Source organism: Acetobacter ghanensis (assembly GCF_001499675.1).
GTDB lineage: Bacteria > Pseudomonadota > Alphaproteobacteria > Acetobacterales > Acetobacteraceae > Acetobacter > Acetobacter ghanensis.
Genome location: NZ_LN609302.1, coordinates 697,480 through 711,845, shown reverse-complemented (window position 1 = coordinate 711,845; position 14,366 = coordinate 697,480). Strand labels below are relative to the sequence as shown.

At 55.9% G+C, this 14,366-nt stretch carries 11 protein-coding genes and 2 pseudogenes; 3 read left to right on the top strand and 10 right to left on the bottom strand.

The window, feature by feature from the left end:
• The first annotated feature begins 181 nt into the window (after positions 1-181).
• Complete coding sequence (locus tag AGA_RS03365) at positions 182-1,681, top strand: amino acid permease (protein WP_059023023.1); 1,500 nt, start codon at positions 182-184, stop codon at positions 1,679-1,681.
• A gap of 59 nt (positions 1,682-1,740) precedes the next feature.
• Positions 1,741-2,732: pseudogene (locus AGA_RS03360) on the top strand (hypothetical protein).
• Positions 2,733-2,817: 85 nt separating this feature from the next.
• Here the strand turns inward: AGA_RS03360 and AGA_RS03355 are convergent.
• The 5 genes from AGA_RS03355 to AGA_RS03335 form a co-directional block, all read right to left on the bottom strand.
• Positions 2,818-5,559, bottom strand: coding sequence for a M16 family metallopeptidase (locus AGA_RS03355; protein WP_059023022.1), 2,742 nt, complete (start codon positions 5,557-5,559; stop codon positions 2,818-2,820).
• Positions 5,560-5,598: 39 nt separating this feature from the next.
• Complete coding sequence (locus AGA_RS03350) at positions 5,599-6,258, bottom strand: 2OG-Fe(II) oxygenase family protein (RefSeq protein WP_059023021.1); 660 nt, start codon at positions 6,256-6,258, stop codon at positions 5,599-5,601.
• Positions 6,259-6,336: 78 nt separating this feature from the next.
• Positions 6,337-8,592 carry an excinuclease ABC subunit UvrB gene (gene uvrB / locus AGA_RS03345; RefSeq protein WP_059023020.1) on the bottom strand — a complete coding sequence of 752 codons (2,256 nt, stop codon included), beginning with the start codon at positions 8,590-8,592 and terminating at the stop codon, positions 6,337-6,339.
• A gap of 49 nt (positions 8,593-8,641) precedes the next feature.
• A complete protein-coding gene (locus AGA_RS03340) occupies positions 8,642-9,085 on the bottom strand; it encodes a hypothetical protein (protein ID WP_059023019.1) in 444 nt (147 codons plus the stop codon).
• 105 nt (positions 9,086-9,190) lie between these two features.
• Positions 9,191-10,174, bottom strand: coding sequence for an aldo/keto reductase (locus AGA_RS03335; protein WP_059023018.1), 984 nt, complete (start codon positions 10,172-10,174; stop codon positions 9,191-9,193).
• Positions 10,175-10,291: 117 nt separating this feature from the next.
• Here AGA_RS03335 and AGA_RS03330 point away from each other — a divergent pair, with 117 nt between their 5' ends.
• A complete protein-coding gene (locus tag AGA_RS03330) occupies positions 10,292-10,780 on the top strand; it encodes an NUDIX hydrolase (RefSeq protein WP_373319897.1) in 489 nt (162 codons plus the stop codon).
• A 10-nt stretch (positions 10,781-10,790) separates the two neighbouring features.
• Here the strand turns inward: AGA_RS03330 and AGA_RS03325 are convergent.
• The 5 genes and pseudogenes from AGA_RS03325 to AGA_RS03305 form a co-directional block, all read right to left on the bottom strand.
• Positions 10,791-11,296: pseudogene (locus AGA_RS03325) on the bottom strand (disulfide bond formation protein B).
• On the bottom strand, positions 11,293-12,636 hold the full coding sequence (locus AGA_RS03320; RefSeq protein WP_059023016.1) for an alpha,alpha-trehalose-phosphate synthase (UDP-forming): 1,344 nt from the start codon (positions 12,634-12,636) through the stop codon (positions 11,293-11,295). Before AGA_RS03320 ends, AGA_RS03325 begins: the two are co-directional and overlap by 4 nt.
• A 3-nt stretch (positions 12,637-12,639) precedes the next feature.
• Complete coding sequence (gene otsB, locus AGA_RS03315) at positions 12,640-13,383, bottom strand: trehalose-phosphatase (RefSeq protein ID WP_059023015.1); 744 nt, start codon at positions 13,381-13,383, stop codon at positions 12,640-12,642.
• A 97-nt stretch (positions 13,384-13,480) separates the two neighbouring features.
• Positions 13,481-14,113 carry a DUF2155 domain-containing protein gene (locus AGA_RS03310; protein WP_059023014.1) on the bottom strand — a complete coding sequence of 211 codons (633 nt, stop codon included), beginning with the start codon at positions 14,111-14,113 and terminating at the stop codon, positions 13,481-13,483.
• The gene (locus tag AGA_RS03305) at positions 14,110-14,325 is read right to left on the bottom strand and encodes a hypothetical protein (protein WP_059023013.1); all 216 of its coding nucleotides are present in this window, start codon (positions 14,323-14,325) and stop codon (positions 14,110-14,112) included. Before AGA_RS03305 ends, AGA_RS03310 begins: the two co-directional genes overlap by 4 nt.
• Positions 14,326-14,366 lie beyond the last annotated feature (41 nt).

Here is a 14,366-nt window from a genome sequence, read left to right as displayed (position 1 = left end):
TTGCAAACAGACCAAACCTGCGCGTAAAGACCCTGTAAACAAGGGATTATAAACCCCGACAACAGAGCCAGTACCTGTTTGCACAGCAATTTTGATCATCAGAGTATCTTTACACCCGCATAAATTCGGGGCAACCGATACGGCTCCATTACAAAAGACTGTACTCTATAAGGTTGGCTGAATGACTGCGTCCTCCTCCACGCCCCAAAAGACCGCCCTCGCTGGTGCTGGCAAAACGCCAGAAGGGTACCATCGTGGACTGGGCAAACGACAGATTCAGATGATCTCTCTGGGCGGGGCCATTGGCACAGGGTTGTTCCTTGGCGCAGGCAGCCGCCTGCAGGCCGTGGGGCCATCACTCGCGCTGGTTTATCTGGTGTGCGGCATTTTTGCGTTTCTGATGCTGCGCGCTTTGGAGGAACTGGTCATGTACCGTCCCTCCAGCGGCAGCTTTGTCTCCTACACGCAGGAGTTCCTTGGCCCCCGCGCATCCTACGTTGCCGGGTGCATGGCGTTCTTTAACTGGGCGGTTACCGGCATTGTGGATATTACTGCCGTTGCCATGTACATGCACTTCTGGCCCAGCTTTACCGCCGTGCCACAATGGGTGTTCGCCCTTATGGCGCTCCTGCTTGTAACAGGCATGAACCTGACGGGCGTCAAATGGTTTGGGGAGCTGGAGTTCTGGCTCTCTCTCGTCAAGGTTGTGGCCCTTGGGGGCTTTCTGGTTCTGGCCATTATTGTACTGGCCATGCGCGTCCCTGTGGATGGGCACACCACTGGCCTACACCTTGTAACCGAGAATGGCGGCCTGTTCCCGCACGGCTTTCTGCCCGCTCTTGTTCTTATTCAGGGTGTGATCTTTGCCTATGCCAGTATTGAACTGATCGGCACCGCTGCGGGTGAATGCAATGACGTACGCAGCGTACTGCCACAGGCCATTAACAACGTTATCTGGCGGATTGCCATTTTTTACGTTGGCACCATAACGCTGCTCGTCCTGCTTCTGCCATGGACATCGTATCAGGCTGGCGTCAGCCCGTTTGTTACGTTTTTTTCCAAGCTGGGTGTCCCCGGTATTGATAGCATCATGAACATTGTGGTGCTGACTGCGGCTCTCTCCAGCCTCAACTCTGGCCTGTATTCCACAGGCCGGGTGCTGCGTGCCCTTGCGCTGGATGGGTCGGCCCCGCGTTACCTCAAGTCCATGAACAGCCAGTCTGTTCCCTCTGCCGCCATCCTTAGCACTGTTGCCATCTATCTGGTTGGTGTTGTGCTGAACTACTATCTGCCCAGCAAGATTTTCGAAATCATGCTCAGCATGGCGTCTTTGGGCATTCTTAGCACATGGACCTTTATTGTTCTGTGCCAGATGCAGCTGCGCAAAAAAATTCGTAAAGGCGAAATTGCGCCAACATCTTTCCCCATGCCCGGCGCACCTTTTACATCATGGATCACGCTGGCCTTTTTTGTAGGCGTTATCGGGCTTATGGCGTTTGATTACCCCATAGGGTCCTTTACCGTTGCGGGTATTCCCGTGCTTGTCCTTGTGCTGGCATTGGGGTGGCGTGCACTACGCAATACCCCCCCGCACGAACCCGTCCCCCAGACCGTGCCTTCCGTTGTGCTGACCGAAGACCTGATTGACTCGCACAACCCCAGCCAGACGAATATACCCTAATGCGTGCGGCAAAATTCCTTTTAACCCCATTGGGCAAACAGGGCTGCCTGCACGGACCTATGCGAAGTGTTCTTTGCCTGCCTGCTCTCCTGTTAATTGTCACAACCGCACACGCCGCAGGTACGGACAACAGCGTAACTGGCGGGTCCCAGGATGTGGGGGAAGCAAAACCGCAGTGGTACACTGGGTCACTTGTCTCGCCATCCGGGGCAATGACCAAAAAGGGGATTTTTGCGTGGGAACCCTACATGACCTACAGCCAGCCTGTGGGGTACCTCAACAGCAATGGCAGCAGCAGCCCGCTCCACCCTCGGCAAAAGGCTGTTAGCAATTTTACGCTGTACAAATACTCCATTACGGATTCCATCAGTATCCAGCTCACGCCCGTTATCAGCTACCGTTGGAAAAAGGGGGACACCACCAGCAGCGGACTGAAATTTGGCGACCTGCCGGTGGACCTGATGTGGCGTTATTTGGATGCAGATCCCAAACGCTATATTCCAGCGCTAAGCATTTTTGCAGGCATGGCGTTCCCCACCGGGGACTATAATAGACTAGGCCGTGCGCAGGATGGCGTGGGGGCTGGTGCCTACACGTTCCGGCTTGCCCTGACCGAACAATCCACCTACACGCTCCCCGGCCAGCATGAACTCCGCCTGCGCGTATGGAGCACCTTCCGCCGAGCTGTCAGCACCGCGCATCTGCGCGACGTAACAAGCTACGGCACATCCGCTGGGTTTAGAGGCAGCGCCCAGCCGGGTATGTATGGGGAGAGCGGTTTTTCGCTGGAGTTTGGCATTAACCAGAAGTGGGTTCTGGCGCTGGATTTAGCGCGTGACTGGGCAAATGGCGCACATGTACGCGGCACAAACGCAACCGGCAAAAAATAGATACAATTGCTGCCTCTTCCGGTGACTGGCAGATTGCACCGGCTATTGAATACAACTGGTCTCCCCGGTTTGGGGTTATTGCTGGTGTGTCCACCTATTTTGCAGGACACAATACCGGCTTTGATATTTCGCCACAGGTTGCCTTCAACAGCGTATTTTAACCCGCATATCCACACAGCACATAAAAAAACGGCGGAAAGATAACTTTCCACCGCTTGAAAAAGCCTTTTGCTTTAACTGACTGTATTACAATGCAGGAGCAGGCCCCTTTACAATGGAGGACAGGTCATCTGGCCTGATCCACTGCCGGAATGCTGCCTGCACATCTGCACCAGTGGCATTGTAATAAGCCTGTGCACCCCGGTCTGCATTATCCAGCGGCAGACCAAGTTCGGCTAGGTGCAGGTACTGCGCAGCAATTCTGTCCAGACTGGCGCGGGCCAGCGGCAAACTCCGCAACAACGAGGCTTTGGCCAGTGCCAGTTCATCTTCCGATGGTGGCGCGGACTGCATGGCTTTAATATCCCGCACCGCTGCAGCCTGTGCCTTGCCTACCTTATCCGGGTCTGCACCGTAGTTAACAGTGTACATCCCACGGGTGCGGCCCCATTCGAACGAACTGCCAACCGTATAAACATACCCAGTTTTCACACGCAGATCACGATACAGGCGGGAGGAGAACAATCCACCACCCAGCACTTCATTCCCCAACTGGAGCATAAAATGGTCGGGGTGAGCGGCTGTCAGGCCCAGCGTTTCTGCCAGAACCACCTCATCCTGCACGCTGCTTCTGTCAGGCACCTGCGCGTGAGACGCCTTGCTGAGTGGTACAGCCGGAAGGTCAATATTGGGAGCAGGCCCTTCTGCCTTCCAACCACCAAAGTTTTGTTCCAGAACAGCCTGCGCTTTTTCCGGGGTCACGTCACCCGTCACAACAATGGTGGTCTGGTCTGGTCGCCAGACCTTTTTATAGTAGGCCTGCACATCATCCCGCGTAACACGCATGATAGACTGAGGCGTAGCCTCCCGCAGGGTCGGATCTTTGGGTGGCAGAACAGCCTGTTTTATGGCGCGGCTAAACAGATGTTCGGGAGAAAGCAGCTCCCCGGCCTGTGCCTGCGCAACCTGCTGGCGTACAACCTGAAAATCCTTATCCGCAAATGCCGGGTGCAGCTCATTTTCCGCCAGAAGCGACACACCTTTTGCAAAATCTGGTGTCAGCACCTGCAAAGAGAAGGAACTTCCTGCACTTTCCCACGCGGGAATGTCGTCCAGAGCCTTCTGGAAGGCCAGGCGGTCATACTGTGTGGTCCCGTATGAGAACAGGGCTTCGGTCACATCATTCACCCCATCCAACCCTTCAGGCTGCTGCAAGGAGGGAGTCTGCCTGACCTGCCCCGTAACCTGAACGGTATGACTGACATGGGACGGCCAGACAATCAGCTTAATGCCATTGGACAAGGTGCTGACATATGGCTGGGGTGTGGGTTCTGGCTTGTCCAGCTTGAGCAGGGCTTTTTCTGCCCAGTCTGGCAGTTTGACCGGTTTATCAGGAGAAGACGCAAAGGACTCAGCTCCACCAAACCCCTTGCCAGAGACCGGATTGCCTGAACTTTCCGGCGTAAGAATGGCCGAAACTGCATGGGCGGGGTCCAGCAGGGTAGCGGCCAGTTTGTTAACCGCTTCTGGCGTGACAGCCTGATAAGCAGCAACCAGATCCCCCGGTGCATCCAGCCCCTGAAAAGCCAGAGCTGTGGACCATGTGGATGCCAGACCGCTCACCGAATTGGCTGCAAACTGCATTTGTGCAATTTCGCGCCGCTTGGCTGCTTCCACCAGATCCGCCGGAACGCCGTTTTTACGAATAGTCTCCAGCACACCCCGCATATCCGCCATAGCCTTTGCAGCATCTCCCCCTTTGGGGAACGCCGCCAGAGCAAGCCCAAACCCGGCTTCTTTTTTGGGGGCATATTCAAACCCGGCAAACAGCGCCTTGCCTTGGGGCACGAGGTCATACAACGCGCCACGCTGGCTGGCCAGCACATCAGACAGCACATCTGCTGTGGCGTAATCGGCAGCGGAAGAACCGGGCATGGGGAAGGCTAGCGTTGCAAACCCTACCGGGTAATCGGTTGCCAGCGTAAGCGTTTTGGCTGGCGGCGGCACGGGAGAAACCTTGTGCCGTGCTGGCAATGTTTTACGTGGAACAGCTCCAAACGCATCTTCCACAAGCTGCAAGGTCGTGACCGGGTTTACATTCCCCACAATAACCAGAACGGCATTGTTGGGCGCGTACCATTTTTCGTAAAATGCACGCAGGTCAGCCGCTTTTGTTTTATCAAAAGATGGCCGTGTGCCCAGTGCGTCATGCTCGTACGGCGTGCCCGCAAACAAAATGGCCTGCAACTGCTCAAGATAGCGGTAGGCGGGGCTGGACAGGTCGCGCGAGACTTCCTGCTCAATCGCGCCACGCTCCTTGCTCCAGTCCGCCTCGGACAGGGTCAGACTGTTCATGCGCAGGGCTTCAATTTTAAGCAGAACTGGCAGGTCCTGTGCCTGCGCCGTGTAAAAATACTGGGTTACGTCCTCGGTTGTGTCCGCATTATAGCTGCCACCTAGGCGCGTTCCCACAGCAGCAAGCTGGTCCTTGTCCAGCCCTTTGCTGCCACGAAACATCATATGTTCCAGCGCATGAGCCGTACCGGGAAAGCCCTTTGGCACTTCTGCCGAGCCAACAAGATAATTGATTTCCGTTGTAACCACGGGCGCCAGCCTATTAGGCACGATGACTACTTTGAGGCCATTTGGCAAAGTAGCCCGCACAACCTGCGCACTACTGAGCGAAGGCGGAACAAGCGTGGAAGGCATGGAAGCAGAGGGCACCTGTGCTACGGCGCTAAGAGGCGAAAGTGCGCTCCCACACAGAGCCAGCCCCGCAACAAATGCGGCAGCCCTTGCGCGGGAAACGGTAGCTTTACGAAACAGCATGAAAAATCCTCTGTCCTGTTGAAACAGCAAGAAAAAATCCTAATAACCCATACTGGGCAAAGGCAGTTTTTTGGCGAGCGCCGAGAGCTTGTGCCGCCGGAGCTCCGAGCGGGCTTTGGCGTCCTCAGTCATGTAATTAAGCTGAATGGTGTAGCGTGACCCCACAAATTGCTTGTGGCCATGCCATGTGGTTGGACCATTGGGAAAAACGAGCAGCGTGCCATCCACAGGCCGTACTTCCTTTGCGTAATCCTCAATATCATGCGGACTACGGAGCAGACGCAGGCAGCCTTCCTGTTTTTCCCAATCCGGTCCGGCAGGGTTAAGGTACAACAGGATTGTCACACGTTTGGCCGTAGAGTCGGTATGAATTCGCCCATCCTTTTCACGCGTGCGGCCACGAATGGTCAGCATGGAAGGGGCACTCTCCAGATCAAGGTCCAGCTTTTGGGCAATAATCCGACGCAGTTCCGGGCCTTCCATCTCCTGCACCAGTGCCTGCACAAGAGGAGACAGTTTGAGCGACTGCGGCGGGAATGACCCCCCTGAGCCAATGGCGGGAAGACTTGCAAACAGTCTGGGCAGGTCATCCTTGCGAATAAAATGCGGCACCACAATGTGCGTAAATGGCTCTGCACATACGGGGGCCTGCATTAAGGCTGCATAATCGGGCCGGATGGTGGATTCTGACGTGGTCATACCCTGTTGTCCGCAAAAGTGAACCTGTTAACCGCCGAAACGGTAGAAGGGTTGCGCGGCATAAACAAGGGCCAGTAATCAGGAGCGCCGTCTGCCGCGGCCTTTGCCGGGTTTTGGCTCATACCCGCCACCGCCCGGCCCTAACGGACGGGGCACCTGCCCTTTGCCTGATTTCCGCCGTCCGACTGCCTGATCGCCCTTGGAAGAGGATGGCGCTGGTGCGTCCAGACCGAGTTGCAGAGCCTCCAGCCTTTTAATTTCGTCCCGCAGACGGCCTGCTGTTTCAAACTCCAGTTCTGCCGCGGCTTCACGCATCCGTTTTTCCAACCCGGCAATAGTGGTGCTCAGGTCCTGCCCCACAAATTCGGCTACCCCTGTTTCTTCATCCGGGGCTACGGTCACATAATCCTGCTCAAATACGGACCCAACAATATCGCCTATATGTTTGCGCACACTCTGCGGTGTAATGCCATGCGCCTCGTTCCATGCCATCTGTTTTTCCCTGCGGCGGGCGGTTTCTTCGACTGCGTAGGTCAGGGAGTCAGTCATTTTGTCCGCGTATAGCAGCACTCGCCCGTCCACATTTCGTGCAGCACGGCCAATGGTCTGGATGAGCGATGTGCGGGAGCGCAGAAAGCCCTCCTTATCCGCATCCAGAATAGCCACCAACGAACATTCGGGAATATCCAACCCCTCACGCAGCAGGTTAATGCCAATCAGCACATCAAACGCACCCATACGCAGGTCGCGGATAATCTCGATCCGCTCCAGCGTATCCACATCCGAATGCAGATACCGGACCCGAATACCGGCCTCGTTCATATAATCGGTCAGGTCTTCGGCCATGCGCTTGGTCAGGGTTGTAACCAGCACCCGCCCGCCCTTGGCTATGGTTTCACGGCATTCGGCAAGCAGATCATCCACCTGATGTTCGACAGGGCGGATGATTGTGACAGGGTCAATCAGCCCGGTAGGACGAATAACCTGTTCGGCAAACACGCCGCCTGTGCGCTCCATTTCCCACGGGCCGGGTGTGGCGCTGACAAAAATGGTCTGGGGGCGAAATTTATCCCATTCCGCAAAATTAAGTGGCCGATTGTCCAAACAGGAAGGAAGACGAAACCCGAAGTCTGACAAAATGGATTTACGCGCATGGTCTCCCCGTTCCATGCCTCCGATCTGGGGAACAGTTACGTGGCTTTCATCCACAATAAGCAGCGCATCTTCGGGCAGGTATTCAAACAGGGTTGGCGGTGGGTCCCCCGGCTTACGGCCAGACAGGTAACGGGAGTAATTTTCAATTCCCTTGCACACACCTGTTGTTTCCAGCATTTCCAAATCAAATGTCGTCCGCTGGTCCAGCCGCTCGGCCTCCAGCAGTTTGCCCTCATGGGTAAACTGGTCCAGCCGCTCGCGCAGTTCGTGCTTTATGCTCCTGACGGCCTGATTAAGCGTTGGGCGGGGTGTGACATAATGGCTGTTGGCGTAAATGGTTATTTCCTGCAGATCCGCTGTTTTTTCCCCCGTAAGCGGATCGAACTCGATAATACCGTCCACCTCATCGCCAAAAAGCGAAACACGCCAGGCTCGGTCCTCGTTCTGCACGGGAAAAATATCAATACTCTCGCCCCGCACACGGAAGGCCCCGCGTGAAAAAGCCGCATCATTTCTACGATATTGCAATTCGACCAAGCTTTTAATCAGCTTGTCTCGATCAATCTCGCCCCCCAACTCCAACTTGACCACCATGCGGGAGTAGGTTTCCACCGAGCCAATACCGTAAATACACGAGACGGATGCAACAATAATAACATCATTACGTTCCAGCAGCGCCTGTGTTGCCGCATGGCGCATACGGTCAATCTGCTCGTTAATCTGACTATCTTTTTCAATATAGGTATCCGAGCGCGGCACATAGGCTTCCGGCTGGTAATAGTCATAGTAACTGACAAAATATTCCACAGCATTGTTAGGGAAAAACTGCTTCATTTCCCCATACAACTGGGCTGCCAACGTTTTGTTGGGCGCAAGAATGAGAGTCGGCTTCTGGGTTGCCTCAATCACCTTGGCCATGGTGAAGGTCTTGCCCGACCCTGTCACACCCAGCAGAACCTGATCCCGCTCATGCCCCTCCACTCCGGTCACAAGCTCCTTGATAGCCTGTGGCTGGTCGCCTGCCGGTTCATACTCGGAGACAACCTCCATCCTCCGCAGCCGCGGACGAGGCGACTGGCGGTCCGGTTCAAAGGTAACTGGTGGCAGACTAGCGGCCCGCTCGCTCAGAGAAGCCCGTTTTTTTCCGCGCGACGCGGTGGAGGAAGATGAAGCACCCATGCCGACAAGATGGGCAACTCTGCCCCCCTATGCAAGGGAGCCACGGCACCTAACGCAGAACATGGAACAGAATGCGTGACAATGGGGTGTGAGATAGGACAATAATCGCAAGCCCAAGACCAATCACCGACCGGCTGCCATACCGCGCCAGCGCCTGAAGCAACTCATCCCGGCTGGCTAGGTCCAAAAACGGGTCCAACCCCGCGTTGGCCTGCGCCCGCCGCCTGCGATACTGCGTAAGTGCATCTGCCCCCAACCCAGCACGGGCAAACAGGTCCGCGCTGTACTGGTCCAGAGCATCCTTACGGAACTGCTGTGGTGTGCCTTTTATAACGGGTGGGCCATAACCCAGCGCAACCAGATACCGCATTCTGCGGGATGGAATACCCAGATACGCCGCAGCCTCCTGCCGCTCCATAACGCGCTGCAATGGAAAACGGCACACCGTGGCGCTCTGTAGTCCGGCGCTCTCAGGAAGCTGCGATTTTTTCATGACGGGTCAGCATGAGAAAAAAAGACCTCCCCCGTCAACATTCTCATGCCTCCCCCGCGCCAGATGCAGTGCCCTACACTGGCGCAGAGTAAAACATACTCCAGCTCAGGAGCGTGCGGGGGGCGCCATAAACTCCGGCCCCACCGGGTCTGTAATGGTTTTGCTTAGCAGGGCATCAATGGCGGCCATATCGCCTTCGCTCAGCTTCCAGCCAAATGCATCCTGCACACCTGTAATCTGCTCGGGCTTTCTGGCACCCCACAGGGCAATGGTTGGCCCACGGTCCAGCACCCAACGGATAGCCAGCGCCAGCAGGCTTTTGCCATGCTGTTCCGCAATGGTTTTAAGCCCTTCAACCGCATTCAGATACTGGCCAAAACGGGGTTGTTTGAACTTGGGGTCCACCTTGCGCAGATCATCCCCGGTAAACACATGATCGGCCGTCATTTTACCAGACAGAAGACCCCGGCACAGCGGGCCATAGGCCAGCACAACCAGTTTGTTTTTGACCGCATAAGGCAGAATGTCTTTTTCAATCTCACGCTCAAACAGGTTGTAAGGCGGCTGAATAGTCGCAATGGGTGCGAACTTGCGGAATTCATCCATCTGTTCGGGCGAGAAATTGCTCAGACCAAGAGCGCGAACCTTGCCGCTCTGCACCATTTTTTCCAGCGTCCGGGCGGTTTCCTCAAACGGGGTTTTGGGGTCGGGCCAATGCACCTGATAGAGGTCAATATGGTCCGTACGCAGCCGCTTGAGCGAGGCATCCAGTTCCTCTTCAAGCCGTCCTTTCCTGCTATCACGGAAGACCTGACCATCCTGCCAGTTCAACCCGACCTTGGTTGCCAGCACGACTCTGTCACGCCGGCCTTCCAGCGCCTTGCCCAAAATTTCTTCCGAATGCCCAAAACCATAGACTGGGGCTGTATCAATCAGATTAATCCCAACATCTAAGGCCTTATCTATTGTTTTACTGGCATTATCATCATCCGGGCCACCCCACATGGAACCACCCATAGCCCACGTACCCAGCGCAACACGCGAGGCAGGTTTGGGAATACCCTCAATATTTATGAATTCTGCCGTCACGTTATACTCTCCCTGACTATGCTTTATTTTCAACAAACCTGTTACGGCGCTCTAGCCATATTGTTTCATTAAACACCGTATATGGGTAGAGGTGCAGTGCCTTACAGCAAAGATGGGTTGACCTGTATGCAAGGCACCCTACACTACACGACCATGAACGCTCATGCTTCCCCTGTGTTCCCGCGCGCTGGTGTGCTTGCCATAGTACGCCGTGGCAGCAACTTTCTCCTTGTGCGGCGCTCCAATGCGCCCGATGCTGGCCTGTGGGGTTTTCCCGGCGGGAAAGTAGAGGGAGGTGAGGCTTTTTTTCGGGCAGCGGAACGGGAGCTTCTAGAGGAAACTTCCATACAGGCGCAGGCAACATCTCTGATCGATGTTTTTGATAGTGTGCATTATGCGCCCGATGGCACATTGACCTTCCACTATCTTATTCTTGCCGTTTTATGCACGGAACCTCAACCTGCTGTTGCCACACCCGTTGCGGGGGACGATGCGCAGGAGGTCCGCTGGTTCAGCTACGAGGAAATCAGCCAGCTCGGCACAAAAGCCAGCGCACGCCTGTTTACCATTGCACAGGCTATTATGCAGGCCCAGAACCTAGCCTGACAAACGCGCCTTAAAAATAGCGGACTTTTTTGCTCTTAACCATACCAACCGCCCATCCAGCGAATACAACAAGTGTAAACACACCCCCCATAACCGCCATGGAAACAGGCAGACCGGGAATAAGGTAAGTTGGCGCATCACACGGTTTGGAAGGCACCAGCGGCATGGACGCCCAGCGTTCCGCCAGTGTGCGCCCCACAACATGCGCGGCATGGCAGGCTGGGAACGGACTTGGCCACCACTGCCACTCCACCCCCGCATGGCACACAGCCAGACCACCAGCAACAAGCAGAACAGGCGCACACATCCACAAAGCCAGCCGCCCCAACCGGGCTGGTAAAAAGGCGCCAAAACACCAATTACAATCAGCACGCGCCAAGGCCAACGTTCCCACAGGCACAGCTCGCACGGCATAATGCCCAGTTGGTGCTGCGTCCACCATGCCACACCTAGCGCGGCACACCCGGCCAGAATGATAAAAAGTGCAACAAGGCTCTGTGGAATGGCCTTTCTCATGCTGTTCTGACCTCTGAGAGCGCGGCAATAAACGACCGGGCCCAGTTGGCTGCCGTCACCCGCCACACATCTGTGCGCAACCGCTCCCAACGCAGCCTGCGCTCGGAACCAGACATGCTTAACGCCATATGTAGAGCGGATGCAATTTCGTCCGAATCATGCGGGTTGACCAGCAGCGCATCTTCCATGTCCGGTGCAGCACCAGCAAAACGGGACAGGATAAGCATACCGGGGTCATCCGGCTGCTGGGCGGCAACATATTCCTTGGCAACAAGGTTCATGCCGTCACGCAGGGGCGTAACAAGAGCTGCACTGGAGAGTTGAAAAAACGCGGCCAGAAGCTCCCGCGGGAGTGGATGCGTTAGGTAACGCACAGGCGTCCAGTCAAATTCGCCATATGTCCCGTTAATATGCCCCACAATCTGGTCCAGCTCTGCACGAAGGCTCTGATACTCCGGCACACTCCCGCGCGAGACTGGGGTGATCTGGAGGTACACCACCTTACCTCTGTATTCCGGATAACGTTTGAGAAACGTTGCATACCCTCGCAACCGCTCTGGTAGGCCCTTGGAATAATCCATACGGTCCACACCAATAATCAGCGGCATACCACGCAACTCCTGCTTCAGGCGTTGCACCTGCGGCAGGCTCTGCCCTTCCCGCGCGCAGGCGGCAAAACTGTCCGGGTCAATCCCTATGGGAAAGACGCGTGCCCTGGCAGGAATACCCAGAACAGAAAAAGCCTCATTCATATTCCGTGCATCGTCTTCCGTCTGCACGCCAATCACATCGTATGCGCGCAACGCACGCATAAGGGAGGCAGCCTCGGGCAAAGAGCGCATCAGGCTCCATGGCGGGAAGGGAATATGGAGAAAAAAGCCGATACGGGCTTTTACTTTTAAATGACGCAGTGCCTTCCCAAGCGGGAACAGGTGGTAATCATGCACCCAGACCACATCCCCATCCTCTAGCAAGGGGGCAAGGCTGTTTGCAAAAACCGTGTTTACGTCATCATAAATCTGCTGGTCGTGCCGGCTGTAGTTCATAAGCCCGGCACGGTAATGGCATAATGGCCATAAAATTCCGTTGGAATAACCCTGGTAAAATCCGTTATATTCCCTTTGGGTCAGCCCGATAGTTGCGTAAGTAACATTGCCGACCGTATCCACATTAAGCGGCCTGTCTGCGCTATCTCCTCCGATCTGCTGCCCTGACCATCCAAACCATAAACAGGGATGGTCCCGGACGGCATCCTTCAGAGCAACGGCCAGACCACCTGCAGGCTGTTTACGGCCGCGTAATGCTGGCACCCTGTTGGAAACAATGACCAGCCTCCGCATACCTCACCCCCTTCCTGCCACAAGGGATGACAACCAGGCCCTGAACACCGCAGGAGTTGGAAAATCCGCTGGAATACGGAAGAACACGCCCCCCATACGATGGACGGCGGCCATGCCATCCTCATCTGTTACATCATCACCCACGAACACAGGTTTACGCCCGGCAAAGGGAGCGGTTTCCATAAGAAGGGATACCGCGTACCCTTTATCCACCCCGGTTGGCCGGATTTCCCATGCCATTTTTGCAGACTGAAGCGTAAACGCCCCGTCAGACTCGCGCACCCACCGCTCTGCTGCCTGACGCAGAACTTCTGCTTTTTCTGGCGCTGCACGATAGTGCAGTACAAAGCCGCCCTGCTTATGTTCCAGCCGTGTACCCGGCAGGGTTGCCAGCAGGTCGGAAGCCTGCACCAGCCAGCGTTGTGGCATGGTTGGCAGAACAGCCCGCTCAATGGGACCACCCGGACGGTGACGAATGGCAACCCCATGCTCCCCTGCCACCGCAAACGGCACATCCCCCAGAAAATGGTCAATCTGGTCAATCGGCCTGCCAGAAATAATGGCTAACGCATCGCCACAGGCCTCACGCAGCAATTTCAGGGTATCCAGCAAGCCGGGTGGCACCACTACCGCCTCTGGCGTGGGCGCTATGTCCACCAAGGTACCATCAAAATCCAGCAAAAAGGCTGCCTGACTTAAAGATGGGATTTTAAAACGGTTATCCTGCGCAAAGGAGGAACCAAACACAACGCACCTCTTTAATTTCCTGTTTGCTGCGCCAGACACAACCTACATGCCGCAGGTTGTGCTGCACATCATGCTCAATACTTTTCAGACCAGAGGCTCAGTACGTCCCATCACTCTCCGGCTGGAACGGGTTGGCCTCCGGGGTAGCGGGTCTGGTGGGAGAAGCTGGAACTGCAAGACCCGGTTGGTCAGGCTGAGCTGGAGCAGCGCCGGAAGCCGCCCCCTCATCAACCGGCGCAGCCTCAGGCAACGGGGGCGGCGCTACGGGTTTGGGCAAAGGCGGCAGGAAGGGGGTCATATCATCCCCCTCGCAACGCACCATGCGCACATCGTAAACCGAACTTTCCAGCACCCCTAGACCCGGTTCGGCCGCCAGCATCCAGCCTTTAAAGCTCGCCCCACCGGGGTGCGTGTCCTGTATTTCCAACCATGCGGCGGCATCAGGCGCACGCGTTGGTGGGCGTTGGAGGCAACGCCGGGCCAGAATATCCAGATTTTTGTAATGTCTGGGCTCGCCCCCCACCGGCACGGACAGCACTTCCACATGGGCGTCCAACCGGTCCAGCACGCGCACAACCGCCGTGCCTTTACCTTGCCATGTCCCTTCCGGGTAAACCGCAGGTGGCGCAAGGGGCGTACCAACGGCCCAAGCCGAAGCCCCAAAACTGGCGGAAGCCAGCGCACTCAATAGCAGCAGACGGGAATACCGCCCCCATACAGAACACGTCATGCTCTGTTCACCTTGGGGGAAGAAAGGGAGGACACAAGCTCTGCCAGACGTTCACGCATAACCTGTTCACTTACTCCCATCAGCACTGCATCCTCAAACGCATCAGCAAGTACCTGCTGCACTTCCTGCCAGTTTTCTTCCAGCACCCGCAGCTTTTCCTGACACGAGACGGGCTGCCCGTCCTCCTGCGGCCATATGCGCAACGCCGTCATTCTGTCCGCCTCTATAATGATAACTATACCGGTTTTATGTC

Excerpts from the sequence above, each read along its gene's own strand:
- AGA_RS03365 (WP_059023023.1), top strand. The coding sequence starts at position 182 with ATGACTGCGTCCTCCTCCACGCCCCAAAAGACCGCCCTCGCTGGTGCT.
- AGA_RS03355 (WP_059023022.1), bottom strand. The coding sequence starts at position 5,559 with ATGCTGTTTCGTAAAGCTACCGTTTCCCGCGCAAGGGCTGCCGCATTT.
- AGA_RS03350 (WP_059023021.1), bottom strand. The coding sequence starts at position 6,258 with ATGACCACGTCAGAATCCACCATCCGGCCCGATTATGCAGCCTTAATG.
- uvrB (WP_059023020.1), bottom strand. The coding sequence starts at position 8,592 with ATGGGTGCTTCATCTTCCTCCACCGCGTCGCGCGGAAAAAAACGGGCT.
- AGA_RS03340 (WP_059023019.1), bottom strand. The coding sequence starts at position 9,085 with ATGAAAAAATCGCAGCTTCCTGAGAGCGCCGGACTACAGAGCGCCACG.
- AGA_RS03320 (WP_059023016.1), bottom strand. The coding sequence starts at position 12,636 with ATGCGGAGGCTGGTCATTGTTTCCAACAGGGTGCCAGCATTACGCGGC.
- AGA_RS03310 (WP_059023014.1), bottom strand. The coding sequence starts at position 14,113 with ATGACGTGTTCTGTATGGGGGCGGTATTCCCGTCTGCTGCTATTGAGT.
- AGA_RS03305 (WP_059023013.1), bottom strand. The coding sequence starts at position 14,325 with ATGACGGCGTTGCGCATATGGCCGCAGGAGGACGGGCAGCCCGTCTCG.